General features: G+C 63.8%; 14 protein-coding genes. 7 read left to right on the forward strand and 7 right to left on the reverse strand.

Annotated features, from left to right (window positions below; translation table 11 throughout):
* Positions 1 to 51: 51 nt before the first annotated feature.
* The 4 genes from IFT98_RS18035 to IFT98_RS18050 all read right to left on the reverse strand — a co-directional run bounded on the left by IFT98_RS18035 (position 52) and on the right by IFT98_RS18050 (position 5,162).
* Positions 52 to 1,086 carry an ABC transporter substrate-binding protein gene (locus tag IFT98_RS18035; RefSeq protein WP_192050872.1) on the reverse strand — a complete coding sequence of 345 codons (1,035 nt, stop codon included), beginning with the start codon at positions 1,084 to 1,086 and terminating at the stop codon, positions 52 to 54.
* A 96-nt stretch (positions 1,087 to 1,182) separates the two neighbouring features.
* Positions 1,183 to 2,298, reverse strand: coding sequence for an ABC transporter ATP-binding protein (locus IFT98_RS18040; protein WP_192050874.1), 1,116 nt, complete (start codon positions 2,296 to 2,298; stop codon positions 1,183 to 1,185).
* A gap of 201 nt (positions 2,299 to 2,499) precedes the next feature.
* Positions 2,500 to 3,129: a response regulator gene (locus IFT98_RS18045; protein ID WP_122477164.1), complete on the reverse strand. Its 630-nt coding sequence runs from the start codon at positions 3,127 to 3,129 to the stop codon at positions 2,500 to 2,502.
* Positions 3,130 to 3,164: 35 nt separating this feature from the next.
* Positions 3,165 to 5,162, reverse strand: a complete 1,998-nt coding sequence (locus IFT98_RS18050) for a sensor histidine kinase (RefSeq protein WP_192050876.1) — start codon at positions 5,160 to 5,162, stop codon at positions 3,165 to 3,167.
* A 169-nt stretch (positions 5,163 to 5,331) separates the two neighbouring features.
* Here IFT98_RS18050 and IFT98_RS18055 point away from each other — a divergent pair, with 169 nt between their 5' ends.
* Positions 5,332 to 6,276, forward strand: a complete 945-nt coding sequence (locus IFT98_RS18055) for an alpha/beta hydrolase family protein (RefSeq protein WP_192050877.1) — start codon at positions 5,332 to 5,334, stop codon at positions 6,274 to 6,276.
* A gap of 32 nt (positions 6,277 to 6,308) precedes the next feature.
* On the opposite strand, the gene IFT98_RS18060 is transcribed toward IFT98_RS18055, so the two are convergent.
* Genes IFT98_RS18060 through IFT98_RS18070 form a run of 3 tightly spaced genes read right to left on the reverse strand, consistent with a single transcriptional unit; the run spans position 6,309 to position 8,747 of the window.
* Complete coding sequence (locus tag IFT98_RS18060; protein WP_192050879.1) at positions 6,309 to 7,076, reverse strand: DnaJ domain-containing protein; 768 nt, start codon at positions 7,074 to 7,076, stop codon at positions 6,309 to 6,311.
* 1 nt (position 7,077) lies between these two features.
* Positions 7,078 to 7,737 (reverse strand): N-acetylmuramate alpha-1-phosphate uridylyltransferase MurU, encoded by a 660-nt coding sequence (murU, locus tag IFT98_RS18065; protein WP_192050881.1) that lies wholly within the window; start codon positions 7,735 to 7,737, stop codon positions 7,078 to 7,080.
* Positions 7,734 to 8,747, reverse strand: a complete 1,014-nt coding sequence (locus IFT98_RS18070; protein ID WP_192050882.1) for an aminoglycoside phosphotransferase family protein — start codon at positions 8,745 to 8,747, stop codon at positions 7,734 to 7,736. The genes murU and IFT98_RS18070 overlap by 4 nt, the downstream gene beginning before the upstream one ends.
* A gap of 130 nt (positions 8,748 to 8,877) precedes the next feature.
* Here IFT98_RS18070 and IFT98_RS18075 point away from each other — a divergent pair, with 130 nt between their 5' ends.
* The 6 genes from IFT98_RS18075 (at position 8,878) to IFT98_RS18100 (ending at position 16,096) form a co-directional block, all read left to right on the forward strand.
* Positions 8,878 to 11,640, forward strand: coding sequence for an LPS-assembly protein LptD (locus IFT98_RS18075; RefSeq protein WP_192050884.1), 2,763 nt, complete (start codon positions 8,878 to 8,880; stop codon positions 11,638 to 11,640).
* Complete coding sequence (gene surA, locus IFT98_RS18080; protein ID WP_277305014.1) at positions 11,615 to 12,937, forward strand: peptidylprolyl isomerase SurA; 1,323 nt, start codon at positions 11,615 to 11,617, stop codon at positions 12,935 to 12,937. The genes IFT98_RS18075 and surA overlap by 26 nt, the downstream gene beginning before the upstream one ends.
* Positions 12,934 to 13,920 (forward strand): 4-hydroxythreonine-4-phosphate dehydrogenase PdxA, encoded by a 987-nt coding sequence (gene pdxA / locus IFT98_RS18085; protein ID WP_192050886.1) that lies wholly within the window; start codon positions 12,934 to 12,936, stop codon positions 13,918 to 13,920. Before surA ends, pdxA begins: the two co-directional genes overlap by 4 nt.
* The gene (gene rsmA / locus IFT98_RS18090; RefSeq protein WP_122714937.1) at positions 13,920 to 14,726 is read left to right on the forward strand and encodes a 16S rRNA (adenine(1518)-N(6)/adenine(1519)-N(6))-dimethyltransferase RsmA; all 807 of its coding nucleotides are present in this window, start codon (positions 13,920 to 13,922) and stop codon (positions 14,724 to 14,726) included. The genes pdxA and rsmA overlap by 1 nt, the downstream gene beginning before the upstream one ends.
* Before the next feature lie 108 nt (positions 14,727 to 14,834).
* The gene (gene apaG / locus IFT98_RS18095; RefSeq protein WP_192050888.1) at positions 14,835 to 15,215 is read left to right on the forward strand and encodes a Co2+/Mg2+ efflux protein ApaG; all 381 of its coding nucleotides are present in this window, start codon (positions 14,835 to 14,837) and stop codon (positions 15,213 to 15,215) included.
* Positions 15,215 to 16,096, forward strand: coding sequence for a symmetrical bis(5'-nucleosyl)-tetraphosphatase (locus tag IFT98_RS18100; RefSeq protein ID WP_192050889.1), 882 nt, complete (start codon positions 15,215 to 15,217; stop codon positions 16,094 to 16,096). The genes apaG and IFT98_RS18100 overlap by 1 nt, the downstream gene beginning before the upstream one ends.
* Positions 16,097 to 16,116: the final 20 nt, after the last annotated feature.

Here is a 16,116-nt window from a genome sequence, read left to right on the forward strand (position 1 = left end):
AAAAAGGCGCGCCCGGCAGGCGCGCCCATGACAGCGTTGCCGCGACGCGTGTTACTTGGCAGCCCAGGCATTGAAGCGCTGTTCCAGTTGCTCGCCGTTGTCGGCCCAGAAGCTCACGTCGATCTGCACCTGATTGACGATGTTTTCCGGCGTGGTCGGCATGTCCTTGAGAATGTCCTTGTTCAGCAGTGGCACGGCCTGGGTATTGGCAGGGCCGTAGGCGATGTTTTCCGAGTAGGTTTTCTGCTGCTGCGGCGCGACCGACCAGGCGATGAATTTCTTGGCGGCCTCGACATTCTTCGCACCCTTGGGAATGGCCCAGGCGTCGAAGTCATAGATGCCACCGTTCCAGACCACTTTCAGGTTGCTCTCCTTCTGCACGGCAGCGATGCGCCCGTTGTAGGCCGAGCTCATGACCACATCGCCGGAGGCCAGGTACTGCGGCGGCTGGGCACCGGCTTCCCACCACTGGATGCTGGGCTTGAGTTCATCGAGTTTCTTGAAGGCGCGGTCCTGGCCGGCCTTGGTGGCGAGCACCGAATACACGTCCTTGGGCGCCACGCCGTCAGCCATCAGGGCGAATTCCAGGGTGTACTTGGCACCCTTGCGCAAGCCACGCTTGCCGGGAAATTCCTTGGTGTTCCAAAAGTCGACCCAGCCAGTGGGCGCGGTCTTGAGCTTGTCGGCGTTGTAGGCCAATACCGTGGACCAGACGAAGAAACCAACGCCGCAGGTCTGGACGGCACCCTTGACGAAGTCTTCCGGCTTGCCGAACATTGCCGGGTCGAGTTCTTCGAACATGCCTTCGTCACAGCCGCGGGACAGCTCGGGCGACTCCACTTCCACCAGGTCCCAGGACACGCTCTTGGTATCGACCATGGCCTTGACCTTGGCCATCTCGCCGTTGTACTCACCGGCGATGATCTTGCCGGAGCCGGCTTTTTCCCACGGTTCGTAGAACGCCTTGACCTGCGCGGCCTTGTTGGCCCCGCCGAAAGACACCACGGTCAGGTCGGTAGCGGCCAACGCCTGGCCGGCCCAGAACAGGCCGAGCGTCAGCCCGGTCAATTTCAAGTGCTTGAGCATTTAATCGTCTCTCCAAGTGCAGGTGGGTCAAGCGCGGGGCGATGGTTCGCCTCTGATCGTTTTGGTACGGTTGCAGCGATTTCAGCGGTGAAACCCTCACTGATCCAACAGCGGGTCCAGCGCGCGGGCGTGTTCCAATGGCCAGCCCAAGGGCACCACGTCGCCCACGGCCAATGCCGGGTCGAGCTGGGCGATGGGCTGCTTGACGAAAAAATCGGTCTTGCCGCACACCTCCAGGCGCACACGTACGTGGTCGCCCAGGTAGATGAATTCGGCGACTCGCCCCGAGAAGCGGTTGATGCACTCGCCGCTGTGGCCATTCAGGCGAACCCGTTCGGGACGAATCGACAGGGTCACCGGCGCCCCTATCTGGCCGACATTGATCGCCAGCGCCTCGATTTTTTCACCCCGCGGCAGCTCGACGACGCAGCGCTCGCCCTCGCGGCTGAGCAGACGCCCGTTGATGCGGTTGTTTTCGCCGATGAAGTTGGCGACGAAGGTGTTCTTGGGTTCCTCGTAGAGGGCACGGGGTGGTGCGATCTGCTGGATCTCACCCTGATGGAACACGGCCACGCGGTCGGACATGGTCAGCGCCTCGCCCTGATCGTGGGTGACGTACACCACGGTGACGCCCAGGCGCTGGTGCAGGTGCTTGATCTCCATCTGCATGTGTTCGCGCAGCTGTTTGTCCAGGGCACCCAACGGTTCGTCCATGAGCACCAGCTGCGGCTCGAAGACCAGGGCGCGGGCCAGGGCCACACGCTGTTGCTGCCCACCGGACAGTTGCGCCGGATAGCGGTGGGCAAAGGCGTCGAGCTGGACCATGCCGAGCACCCGCTTGACCCGCTCGCTGATGTCGGTCTTGCTCAGGCCGCGCACGGACAGAGGGAAAGCCAGGTTTTCCGCCACGGTCATGTGCGGAAACAGGGCGTAGTTCTGGAACACCATGCCGATGTCACGCTTGTGCGGCGGCACGTGGTTGATCGAGCGTCCGGACAGCTGGATTTCCCCCGCCGTGGGGGTTTCGAAGCCTGCCAGCATCATCAGGCTGGTGGTCTTGCCAGAGCCGGAGGGGCCGAGCAGCGTGAGAAACTCGCCCTTGCGGATGTCCAGATTGAGGTCCTTGACGATGAGGTTTTCACCGTCATAGCTTTTCTGCACGCCACGGAAGCTGACCAGTATCTCGTCCGTACTTGCGCTTGCCTCGCTCATACCCACACCTTTGTTGAATGACTGCTGTGGGATCAAGCCTAGAGAAGGCCGCAACCCTTGCAAATCGGGGGCTGGGAGAGATTGCCATGGGGTAGTTGGAAGATTCGGGGTAGGGATTGCCCTACAGGCATGTCGCCCCTGGGCATGGGCAAGAAGTGCCAGAGCGACTGCGTGGCAGAACCCCGTGTGCCACTGTCGTTTTCAGACCAGTTTGTGCTCCATCGCGTACTTCACCAGGTCAGCCAGCGACGCCACATTGAGCTTGTGCATCAGGCGCGCCTTGTGGGTGCTGATGGTTTTGCTGCTCAGGGCCAACTGCTGGGCGATGTCATTGACATTGGCGCCGCGAGCCAGGCGTTCGAATACCGAGAACTCGCGCTCCGACAGCAGGGCATGCCGCGGCCGGGCATCGGTGAGCCCGACCTCGAAGACCATGCGGTCGGCCAGGGCCGGGTCGATGTAGCGCCCGCCCGCGGCGACTCGGCGGATAGCGGTCAGCAGGAGCGCTGGGTCGCTGTCCTTGGTGGCATAACCGGCCGCGCCGACTTTCAATGCACGCGCGGCCATCTGCGCCTCGTCGTGCATGGACAACACCAGAATGGCCGGCGGGTGGGGTAGCGCGCGGATCCGCGGAATGGCCTCCAGGCCATTGACGCCCGGCATGGAGATGTCCAGCAGGACTACGTCGCAAGGGGTGATGCGCAAGATCTCGAGCAACTGCTCGCCATTGCCCGCCTCCCCTGCCACCACCAGGTCCTTGGCCAGGGCAATCAATTGCTTGATGCCTTCACGCACGATGGTGTGGTCTTCGGCCACCAGCACTCGGATCAACGGGTCACCCTCCAGCAATCAATTCAACGGTGCGCTCAGTTCAACGGCACGGTGACGGTCAGGGCAGTGCCCTCCCCCAGCTGGCTGCTCAGTTCGAGCCGGCCACCGAGCATCAGTACGCGCTCGCGCATGCCTACCAGGCCGAACGACAGCGAGCTTACTTCGGCAGGTTCGAAGCCGCAGCCATCGTCGGTGATCGACAGACGCAGGTCGTTGCCTTCCTGGCTGAGCTCGATTTGCACAGTATGCGCCTGGGCGTGGCGAATGACATTGGTCAGCGCCTCTTGCAGAAGGCGGAAAAGGCCCACCGCCTTGGCGTCGTCCAGGGGCGGCAACTGTTCCGGAACGCTGACCAGGCAGGGAATCTGGGTGCGCTCCTCGAAGCGGTGCGCCTGCCACTCGATTGCCGAGGCAATACCGGCATCCAGTATCGGCGGGCGCAAGGCGGTGGCCACGTCGCGCACCTGCTGGAACAACTGGGCGATCAAGCGTTTCATGCTGTTGAGGCGTTCCTGGAGCCCGCTATCGAGGTCGGCGTAGGCCAGCTCGCACATCGAGGTTTCCAGTTTCAGTACCGTGAGGATCTGCCCCAGTTCGTCGTGCACTTCTCGGGCAATGCGCGCCTTTTCTTCCTCGCGCACGGTTTCCAGGTGCGCCGACAGCTCGCGCAGTTGCGCCTCGCTGTGTTGCAGGGCAGCCAGCGCCCGACGCCGCTCGGTCACATCGGTGAGGTAGACCACCAGGTACTCGGCTTCGCGAAAGCGCAGGAAGCTCAGCGAGACATCGGTGGGCAGGATGCTGCCGTCGGCGCGCACGCAGTGGGTCTCGAAGGTTTGCGCTGTGTGTTCGCTGGCCCGGGCCAGCCGCCACAGGTTCAGCCAGCGGTCCATGCTCAGGCCCGGCTCGAAGTCGGCCAAGGGCTTGTCCACCACCGCGCCGGTGCCGTAGCCGAGCATGCGCTCGGCAGCGCGGTTGGCGTAGCGCACATGGCTGTCCCAGTTCACCCACAGTATGCCGACCGTGCTTTGTTCGATGGAGAACTGGTTGACCCGCAGGGCTTCCTCGCTCGCCGCGCGCAGGGCAATGTCTTCCCGAGCCGCCAGTAGTTGCCGTTCCAGCGCGTGGACCTGGCGGCGCTGCCAGACCAGCAGTGCGATGACGGCCACGGCGATCAGCATCAGCAGCAGGCACAGGTTCTGCCAGAACCCTCGGGATTCGCTCAGGCGCGGGTACTGTGGCTGCAACCACCGCTCGTGCAGCCGCTCCAGGTCCCTGGCGGGCAGGGACTCCAAGGCCACGGTGACGATGTGCGCCAACTGCGGCCAGTCGCGCCGCGTCGCCACCCGCAGCAACTGTGGATAACCTATGTCGCCGACCACCACCAGTTCGTCGAACTCGGCCTCGCGCGACAGCCGGCCCAACTGCGCCTCGTCCACCACTGCATAGCGTGCCTGCTGGCTGAGCAGCAATTGCAGGGCCTGCCGTTCCAGCGGTACACCTTGCAGATTGAGGTGGCTGTAGGTGTTGCGCAAATAGTCGGCCACTGCGCCCGGCATGCGCACGGCGACGCGGTCGCTGGGGGAAAGCTTCTCGAGATCGATGGCGACTTCGCCATTGCGCTCGCCCACCAGCAACTGCGGCACGCGCAGGTAGGGATCGGAGAACTGCCACAGTTTCAACCCGGCAGGGGTTTGCGCAAGACCGGGCGCCAGGTCCACCTCGCCTGCTCGCAGGCCCTGCTCCAAGGCCGGCTGGTCGGTGTAGTTGCGCCAGATCAGCTCCACCTGCATGGCCTTGGCCAGCCAGTTCATCAGGTCGACGTTGACCCCGGACAACTGGCCCAGGCGACGGTCCAGTTGCGCATAGGGTTGCTGCAGTACCAGCCCGACGCGCAAGGTGCGATGCTCATCCAGCCACTGGTTCTGCGCTGCGTCGAGCGGCAGCTTCACTGCGGGCACGGCCGCGGCGCCATGGACGAGCAACGGCAGGCACAACCCGCCCAGCAGTGAAAGGCGACGCAGCAGTGGGTACATATCGGTATGAACGACCTTTGCGTGGATGGCACTAAGCTATAGGCTTTGAATATCGACCGGTGTCGGGATTATCCGCGAGAAAAGGAGCGCCTGTCAGATTGCATTGATGGCAGCGTGCACTCGGCCCGGTATCGAACAAGCGAGTCATTCATTTGGGCGGGAAGTACCGATGAAAGTTGTTCATTTGAGAGCCGTCTGCCTGGCATTGCTGGTGCCCCTGCACGGTGTTGCTGCGGGCGAAGAAGTCGCGCCAGCCAAGGAGGCGACCGAAGTCCGCCAGCCCCTGGCGGAGCGCAGTGTCGAGGATGCTCAGGCTTTGGAACGTCAGTTGCCGGCCAGCGAGCAGCAACAATTGCAGGCCGGCAGCGACGAGTTCCTGTCGTTGTGGCGTCCGGCCAATAGCGCCGATGCGCAGGGTACGGTGATCATCGTGCCAGGGGCCGGGGAAACCGCGGACTGGCCTCAGGGCGTGGGGCCGTTGCGGCGCAAGTTGCCGGACGCGGCGTTCAACACCCTGAGCCTGAGCCTGCCGGACCTGGTCAGCCAGATGCCTTCGGCCAGGCCAAACGAGAAACCGCCATTGCCGGTGACCACCGACACCCAGGCGACGCCGCCGGACGCTGGCGCCGGGGTGGAAAAAGCCACGGCTCAGGACGCCGACACCGCCAGCACCGAGGTGCAGCTGCAAGACCCGATGCAGGTAGATGCCGAGCGGATCTTTGCCCGCATCGAAGCCGGCATCGCTTTCGCCCAGCAACACAACTCACGCAGGATCGTGCTGTTGGGGCATGGCAGCGGCGCTTACTGGGCGACCCGCTACATGGCCGAACGGCAGCCGGCGCACGTGCAGAAGCTGGTGTTGGTGGATACCCGCACACCGGACACTGCGCCGCAGCAGATCGACGAACTGGCCGCGCTGCTCAAGGTGGCCACCACGGATGTCTTCTACAGCGATCGTCAAGCAGCGGCTGATGCCGCGCAACGGCGTTTGCAGGCCAGCAAGCGGCAGAAAGGTGCGGTGTACTCGCAGGTTTCGCTCAAGTCGCTGCCGGACAAGGCCGCGCAGGCCGAGCAGTTGTTCCGAAGGGTCAAGGGTGCCTTGAATGCGCAGTAAGCAACTGCGCGGGTTGATGCCGGGCCTGCGCATCAGCGCAGGTCCAGGCGCTCGCGGATCAGGCTGTAGGCGTTGTGCAGTTCGCGCGTACGATCGGTCGCCTCGCGAATCTGCGCCGGTGTGGCACCACCGCCCACCAGCTTGTCGGGATGGTGGCGGCTGAGCAGACGCCGATACGCACGCTTGATCTGGTCGGGCTCGGTGGTCGAGGAAACCCCCAACAGCCGCAGCGCTTCCTCGAAGGCCCCGCCTCGCTTGGTCACCGGCCTGTGGCGCGGCTCGTAATCCTGCCCCAGCCCCTGCACCCGTGCCGAGGACCAGCCTAGCCACTTGCCCCAGGTGACCACCAGTTCGCGCTCGGCGGTACCGGCTTGGCCATCGGCCCAGACCATCCGCCAACAGGCACGCAGCATGCCTTCGGCGGAGTTGGGTTGGTGCTTGAGAAGCAGCAGGTGACTGCGCAGCTGATCGCCTCCCGTCTTGCCGCGATTGAACGCAACGATGGCCCGTTTTCGCGCCTGCTCGTTGAGGTTCAATGAGCGCATTTCCCGCCGCGCCTGCTGGATATGCACCGCCAGCACCTGGCCTTCGGCCTTGGCCACCCGGCCCAGCAGGACGAACAGCAACTGCTCGTCACGCAGCACCGATTTGCCCTTGAGCCGATCCATCAACTCACCCCAGGTCTGCAACCTGAGGTGTCGATCCAGCGCCTGACCGAGCACTACGCCCAGCAGCGCCCCTGGAATGCTGGCGAGGGCATAACCTGCCGCCGCGCCGACTACCGTTCCGGGCCACAACATATCAACCTCGCTCGGCCAGCAGGCGGTCGAGTTCGGTCAGGCGTTGCGCAGTGCCGACGTCGATCCACTGGCCCTGATAGTGCTCGCCGGTGACCTGCCCAACGTCCATCGCGCGGCGCAACAGCGGCGCAAGCTTGAAGGCAGGCTCGCCATGGCCGTCGAACAGATCGGGATGGAGCACGGCAATACCGCTGTAGGTCAGGCCAGGCTGGTCGCGCACCTGGCCTTCGACCAGGCTGAAGTCGCCTTCGGGGTGATGAGCCGGATTGTCGACCAGCACCAGATGCGCGTGGCCAGCCAACGGACCGCGCAATCGACTGAAGTCGTAGTCGGTCCAGATGTCGCCGTTGACCACCACGAACGGTGCATCGCCGAGCAATGGCAACGCATGGCGAATGCCACCGCCGGTTTCCAGTGGCTCGGTTTCGCGGGAGTACTCGATGGCCACCCCGTAGCGAGCACCGTCGCCCAGGTAGTCTTCGATCTGCTGGCCCAGCCAGGCGTGATTGATCACGACCTCGGCGAAGCCGGCCCGGGCCAGGGCCAGCAGGTGATACTCGATCAACCGCTTGCCGCCGGCGGCCAGCAACGGCTTGGGCGTGGTCAGGGTCAGCGGGCGCATGCGCTCGCCTTTGCCTGCCGCCAGGATCATGGCTTTCATGAGGACACTCCAAGGCTCTTGAACAATTGACCCAGTTCAGCCAGCTCGGGGCGCCGCGCCAGTACCGTCTCTATATAAGAGAAGAAACGGGGTGCGTCGGCCAGGTAACGGGGTTTGCCATCACGATGGCAGATACGGGCAAAAATGCCGATCACTTTCAGATGACGCTGCACGCCCATCAGATCGCTGGCACGGCAGAACTCGGCGAAGTCCAGTTGCACCGGCACGCCCTGCTCGCCCGCCTGCTCCCAGTAGCGCTGCAGCCACCCCTGCACGCGCGCTTCGGGCCAACTGAGGAAGGCGTCCTTGAACAGGCAGGTGATGTCGTAGGTGACCGGGCCGTAGACCGCGTCCTGAAAGTCCAGCACACCTGGATTGGGCTCGCTGCGCATGAGGTTGCGCGGCATGTAGTCGCGATGCACCAGCACCTTGGGCTGCGCCAGGGCGCTGTCGATCAGCCGCGTACACACCCGTTGCCAGGCTGCCGATTGCTCGGCGTCGAACTGCTTGCCCAAAGCCTTGCCAACGTACCATTGCGGAAACAGCTCGAGCTCGCGCTGCAACAGCGCCACGTCGTAGCTGGGCAGGTCACCGCTGGCCGGTAGTTTCTGCAGTGCCAGCAGCGCGTCGATGGCATCGGCAAACAGCGCGTCGGCGTTGTCCGCATCGATCATGTCCAGGTAGGTCTGATGGCCCAGATCGCTCAACAACAGGAAGCCGCGTTCGAGGTCCTGGGCATGAATCTGCGGCACATTGAGGCCGGCGCTCGCCAGCAGTTCGTCGATTTTCACGAACGGCGCGCAGTTTTCCTGCGGCGGCGGTGCATCCATGACGATAAAACTGCGACCCTCGCCCTGCCAGCGAAAGTATCGGCGAAAACTTGCATCGCTACTGGCCGCGGTCAACGTGGCCGGGGGTACGGCGCCCCATTGGCGAGCCTGGAAGAGCTTCTCCAGCTGCTCGTCGAGCCATGTTTTGAGGTGTTGCAGGCGTACATCTTGATCAGGCATTGCAAGGGTCTCCGACGGCGCTAGCCGTCAAGCGGGTCATGCTTTATTATCCAGCATCTTTTTCAGACCATCGAGAGGCGTGCGGCCCCCCCGCGGGCAAGATGGCACGCAGGAAGCCCGGACTAATAAGATGGCATTGAAATCCCCCGCGTTTCGTAAAAAATTTCCGTTGCTGGTCACTGGCGGTTTGCTGGTGATGCAACCCATGGCCACCCCGTTCGTTTTTGCTGCAGAGCAATTCGACTGCCAAGTCTCCGCTGCTGGTGCCTGGGACTGCAACCCCAAGGCCAACGCCGCGCAGTTGCCGCCGCGCCCCGTGCACGACGGCGCGGCAGTGGCGAGCGGCGGCAGCGGTGCCTCTTCACGCGAAGAGAAAACCGTCGGGCCGGTCGCGGTCACGCAGAGCAAGGGCCGCGGCCTGAGCTCGCGCAGCCCCGACTACAGCCATCTCGACTGGGTGCCGCGCAGCAAGCTGACCGCCGCCCAACTGGCCGAGACCGGGCCGTACTGCTCCGGTGCGTACATCGAGCCGGTGCGTCCGGGCATGAACGACAACACGCCGAAGAGCGAGGCACCGACTTTCATCGGCGCCAAGGCTTCGCGCTACCAGACCGAGGAGCAGATCGCCTCGCTGGCCGGTGACGTCGTGATGCGCCAGGGCAGCATGCAGATCGAGGCCGACGAGGCCAGCCTGCACCAGGCCGAGAACCGCGGCGAGCTCAACGGCAACGTCAAGCTGCGCGACAACGGCGCGCTGGTCGTGGGCGACCACGCCCAGATCCAGCTCGACACCGGTGAAGCGCAGGTCGACAACGCCGAATACGTGCTGCACAAGTCGCGCATCCGCGGCAATGCGCTGTACGCCAAGCGCGCCGAGAACGCCATCATCCGCCTCAAGGACGGTACCTATACCACCTGCGAGCCGGACAGCAACGCCTGGCAACTCAAGGGCAACAACATCACGCTGAACCCGGCCACCGGCTTCGGCACCGCGACCAACGTCACCCTTCGCGTGAAGGATATTCCGGTGCTCTACACGCCGTATATCTACTTCCCGATCGACGACCGTCGCCAGTCCGGCTTCCTGCCACCGTCCTTCGCCAGCGACAGCGACAGCGGCTTCACCCTGGTTGCCCCGTACTACTTCAACCTGGCGCCGAACTACGACGCCACGTTGTACCCGCGCTACATGGCCAAGCGTGGCTTGATGATGGAAGGCGAATTCCGCTACCTGACCAAGACCAGCGAAGGCCAGTTCGGCGGCGCGTACCTGAACGACGAAAACGACGATCGCAGCCAGCAGTCCGACTACGACAAGACGCGCTGGATGGTCAACTGGCAGCACAAGGGCGGCCTGGATTCGCGCCTGACCACTGAAGTCGACTACACCGACATCAGCGATCCGTACTACTTCCAGGACCTGCAGTCGGACCAGATCGGCGTCGAGCGCACCGACTGGATCAACCAGCAGGGTGCCCTGACCTATCGCGGTGACAACTACACTGCGCGCTTGAACGCACAGGCGTACAAGCTGGCGACCGTGGCCGACATCACCCCGTACAACCGCATGCCGCAGATCACCTTCAATGGTGCGCTGCCTTACCATCCGGGCGGTCTGGACTTCACCTACAACAGTGAGATCGTGCGTTTCGAGCGTGATCTGCGCACTGGCACCTTCATCAACGAAGACGGTTTCGGCGAGCGCCGCATCGACAACAACGTTCAAGGCCTGGCGCGTGCCAACGGCAACCGCCTGAACCTGGAACCGGGCGTGTCGCTGCCGCTGAACTGGAACTGGGGCTTCGTGCGTCCGTCGCTCAAGTACATGTACACCCAGTACGATCTGGACCTGGACAGCCAGGGCAAGAACAGCCTGCTGGCCGACGAGCGTTTCAGCAGCTCGCAGAACCGTGGCGTACCGATCGCCAGCATCGACAGCGGCCTGTATTTCGACCGCGACACCCAGATGTTCGGCACCAACTTCCGCCAGACTCTGGAACCGCGCCTGTTCTACCTCTACGTTCCCGAGGAAGACCAGACCGACATTCCGGTGTTCGACACGTCGGAAACCACTTTCAGCTACGGCTCGCTGTTCCGTGAAAACCGCTTCACCGGTTCCGACCGCGTGGGCGACGAGAACAAGCTGTCGCTGGGCGTGACCAGCCGCTGGATCGAGGAGAACGGTTTCGAGCGTCAGCGCGTGGCCGTCGGCCAGGCCGTGTACTTCAAGGACCGTGAAGTGCAACTGCCGGGCGTCGATTTCAAGACGCGCGACGATGCCCAGGCCAACGTTTCGCCGTACGCCCTGGAATACGAATATCGCTTCAACCGCGACTGGCGCTTCAGCTCGGACTTCAACTGGGATCCGGACAGCCGCAGCACCCGTTCGGGCAGCGCGATGTTCCACTACCAGCCTGAAGACAACCCGAACAAGGTGGTCAACCTGGGCTATCGCTACCGCGACGACACCGTGCACTACGATTCGGCGACTGGTCGCTGGACCTTCGGTGGCGACTACGGTCAGCCGGGCGATCCGAACTACGTGAAGGACTACTACAAGATCCAGCAGCATGACTTCTCGGTCATGTGGCCGATCGTGCCGCAGTGGAGCGTCATCAGCCGCTGGCAGTTCGACTACAACCGCAATCGCACGCTGGAAGCCTTTGGTGGTTTCGAATACGACAACTGCTGCTGGAAGATGCGTCTGATCAACCGCTATTGGGTTGACTACGACGAATACAGCCAGGCCGCCCCGCAGAACGAAAAAGGCGACCACGGCATCTTCCTGCAAATCGTGCTGAAGGGCCTCGGTGGCGTGGTAGGCAATAAGGTCGAGGGTTTCCTCGACAAGGGCATTCAAGGTTATCGTGAACGTGAAGACCAAGCTATGTGATCTGCTGCGCCCAGTCGTGCTGGGCGCCATGCTGCTGGGCACCACGGCGCACGCCGCGGTGCAACAGCTGGACCGCGTCGTGGCCATCGTCGACAACGACGTGGTCATGCAAAGCCAGCTCGACCAGCGCGTCAAGGAAGTGCAGCAAACCATCGCCAAGCGTGGCGGTGGCGTACCTGCGGCGAGCGTCCTGCAACAGCAGGTACTGGAACGCCTGATCGTCGAGAATCTGCAGCTGCAGATCGGCGAGCGTTCCGGCATTCGCATCACCGACGAAGAACTCAACGGCGCCATCGCCACCATCGCCCAGCGCAACAACATGTCGACCGAGCAGTTCCGTGCCGCACTGGCGCATGACGGCCTGTCGTATGACGATGCGCGCGAGCAGGTGAAGCGCGAGATGATCATCAGCCGCGTACGTCAGCGTCGCGTGGCCGAGCGAATCCAGGTATCCGAGCAGGAAGTGAAGAACTTCCTCGCCTCGGACCTGGGCAAGATGCAGCTGTCCGAAGAACTGCACCTGGCCAACATCCAGATCCAGGTCCCGGAAAGCGCCAGCTCGGCGGCTATCCAGGCAGCGGCGAGCAAGGCCGAGGACATCTATCGCCAGCTCAAGCAGGGCGCCGACTTCAACAAGTTGGCAATTGCCAGCTCGTCGAGCGAGAACGCCCTGGAAGGCGGCGACATGGGCTGGCGCAAGCCCGCTCAGCTGCCGGCACCGTTCGACCGCATGCTCAGCAGCATGCCGGTCGGCGATGTCACCCAGCCGGTGCGCACGCCCGTGGGTTTCATCATCCTCAAGGTGCTGGACAAGCGCGGTGGCGCCACCCAGACCGTGGACGAAGTGCACGTACGCCACATCCTGTTGAAGCCGAGCGAGATTCGCAGCCCGGCCCAGACCGAAGAACTGGCACGCAAGCTGTACGAGCGCATCGAAAACGGCGAGGACTTCGCCACCCTGGCGAAGAATTTCTCGGAAGATCCGGGTTCGGCGCTCAACGGCGGCGACCTGAACTGGGTCAACCCTCAGTCGCTGGTGCCCGAGTTCCGCGAAACCATGGCGTCGACGCCGGTGGAAACGGTTTCGCGTCCGTTCCAGACCCAGTTCGGCTGGCACGTGCTGCAGGTGCTGGGGCGCCGTGCGACCGACAACACCGAACAGGCCCGCGACCAGCAGGCAATGACCGTGTTGCGCAATCGCAAGTATGACGAAGAGCTGCAGACCTGGATGCGCCAGATCCGTGACGAAGCCTACGTCGAAATCAAGCTGCCTGGCGCCGACCAGGCTGCGCAGTGACCCCCAAGCGTTTCGCGTTGACGCCCGGCGAGCCGGCGGGCATAGGTCCAGACCTGTGCCTGCTGCTGGCCGCGCAACCCCAGCCTCACCCCCTGATCGCCATCACCAGCCGTGACCTGCTCGCCGAGCGGGCCGCGCAGCTGGGGCTGGCCGTCAGTCTGCTGGAAGTCGATGCCGACGCCCTCCCCGACCAGCCTGCGCCAGCAGGCAGCCTGTACGTTTGGGACACCCCCCTGGGCGCGCCCGTGCTCACCGGCCGGCTGAATACCGCCAACGCCGCGTTCGTGCTGCAGACCTTGACGCGTGCGGCGCAGGGCTGCCTCGACGGACTGTTCGCGGGCATGATCACCGCGCCGGTACACAAGGGCGTCATCAACGACGGTGGCATCGCGTTCTCCGGACACACTGAATTCCTCGCCGACCTCACCGCTACCGAACAGGTGGTGATGATGCTCGCAACCGGCGATCTGCGCGTGGCACTGGTGACCACTCACCTGCCCCTGCGCGAGGTCGCCGATGCGATCACCGCCGAGCGGCTGGAGCGGGTCACGCGCATTCTGCACGCCGACCTGCAGGGCAAGTTCGGCCTCGCCCGGCCGCGCATCCTGGTCTGCGGTCTGAACCCGCATGCCGGCGAGAGCGGCCACTTGGGCCGCGAGGAAATCGACATCATCGAGCCTACCCTGGAGCGTCTGCGCGCCGAAGGCATGGACCTGCGCGGGCCGCTGCCCGCCGATACGCTTTTCACTCCCAAATACCTGCAGCATTGCGATGCGGTGCTGGCGATGTATCACGACCAGGGCCTGCCCGTACTCAAGTACAAAGGCTTTGGCGCCGCGGTCAACGTGACCCTGGGGTTGCCGATCATCCGCACCTCCGTGGACCACGGCACCGCCCTGGACCTGGCCGGAACCGGCCAGGTCGATACCGGCAGCCTGCGCGTCGCCCTCGACACCGCCTATCGAATGGCCGAGACAATTTAATGACCGAGCAATACCAACACCGGGCGCGCAAGCGCTTTGGCCAGAACTTTCTCCACGATGCCGGCGTGATCGACCGTATCCTGCGCTCCATCCACGCCAAGCCCGGTGAGCACCTGCTGGAAATCGGCCCGGGCCAGGGTGCCCTGACCGAAGGCCTGCTGGGCAGCGGCGCGCAACTGGACGTGGTGGAACTGGACAAGGACCTGGTGCCGATCCTCAATCAGCAGTTCGCCGGCAAAGGCAATTTCCGCCTGCACCAGGGCGACGCATTGAAGTTCGACTTCACCAGCCTGGGCGCCGAGCCTGGCACCCTGCGCGTGGTCGGTAACCTGCCGTACAACATCTCCACGCCGCTGATCTTCCATCTGCTGCACAACGCCCACCTGATTCGCGACATGCATTTCATGCTGCAGAAGGAAGTGGTCGAACGCATGGCTGCAGGCCCTGGCGGCGGCGACTGGGGACGGCTGTCGATCATGGTCCAGTACCACTGCCGCGTCGAGCACCTGTTCAATGTCGGGCCGGGCGCGTTCAATCCGCCACCCAAGGTCGATTCGGCCATAGTGCGGTTGGTACCCCACACCACCTTGCCCCACCCGGCGAAGGATCACCGCCTGCTCGAGCGCGTGGTGCGCGAAGCCTTCAACCAGCGGCGCAAGACCCTGCGCAATACGCTCAAGGCGCTGCTGCCCGTCGAGGCGATCGAAGCGGCCGGCGTCGACGGCAGCCTGCGGCCCGAACAGCTCGACCTGGCGGCTTTCGTGCGCCTGGCTGATCAACTCGCCGAACGAAGCGACCCGCTCTGACCTCTAACGTGGACCAAGCGATTGGTCCACAGGCCACCGCGTTGCCCCGGACCGACTCTGAACCGGCCAACGCCGGCTACATTAGCTCTCGTTTTCAAGGCCCTTTGCATGTCCGATCCCCGTTATCAGATCGACGTCAGCGTCGTGACCCGTTTCCTGGCAGAACAATCGCAGCCTGAACAGCAGCGTTTTGCCTTTGCCTATACCGTCACCGTGCGCAACAACGGCCAGATTCCCGCTCGCCTGCTGTCTCGCCACTGGGTGATCACCGATGGCGATGGCAAGGTCGAGGAAGTCCGGGGTGCCGGCGTCATTGGCCAGCAACCGCTGATCGCCGCCGGTGAAAGCCACACCTATTCCAGCGGCACGGTAATGGCCACCACGGTGGGCAACATGCAGGGCAGCTATCAGATGCAGGCCGAAGACGGCAAGCAGTTCGAAGCCGTGATCGCTCCGTTTCGCCTCGCCGTACCAGGCGCCTTGCACTGATGGCTGTGTACGCAGTCGGTGACTTGCAAGGCTGCCTGCAGCCACTCAAGTGCCTGCTGCAACGGGTCGCTTTCGACCCCACGAAGGACACGCTGTGGCTGGTGGGCGATCTGGTCAACCGCGGGCCGAGTTCGCTGGAAACCTTGCGCTACCTGTATGGCATGCGTGAGGCGCTGGTGTGTGTGCTGGGCAATCACGACCTGCACCTGTTGGCGGTGGCCAACGACGCCGAACGGCTCAAGCGCGGTGATACCTTGCGCGAAATTCTCGACGCACCCGACGGCCCGCAATTGCTCGACTGGCTCCGCCGACAGAAGCTGCTGTACCACGACGAACAGCGCAATGCCGTGCTGGTGCATGCCGGGATTCCGCCACAATGGTCGCTGCGCAAGGCCCTGCGTCTGGCCGCCGAGGTCGAGACCGCACTGCGTGACGACCATCTGTTCCAACCGTTTCTGGACGGCATGTACGGCAACGAGCCGAACAAGTGGGACAAGGCGCTGCAGGGCGTGGCTCGCTTGCGGGTGATCACCAATTACTTCACCCGCATGCGTTTCTGCACCGCCGACGGCAAGCTCGACCTCAAGGGCAAGGAAGGCGCCGACACTGCGTTGCCTGGCTACGCGCCCTGGTTCGCGCACAAGGAACGCAAGACGCGTGACCTGAAGATCATCTTCGGGCATTGGGCGGCGCTGGAAGGGCGTTGCGAGGAGCCGGGCGTGTTCGCGCTCGATACCGGATGCGTGTGGGGCGGTGCGATGACGCTGCTGAACGTCGACAGCGGCGAGCGCCTGTCCTGCAAATGCACCGACGAGGGCGATGTGCACGTGCCTGCAACGACCCCTGCGGCGGATTTCCCTCCCCCGAGTGACAAACGCTAGAATGGGCGCCCAGCCCAGGA

The organism is Pseudomonas sp. CFBP 8770 (genome assembly GCF_014841705.1).
Classification (GTDB): domain Bacteria; phylum Pseudomonadota; class Gammaproteobacteria; order Pseudomonadales; family Pseudomonadaceae; genus Aquipseudomonas.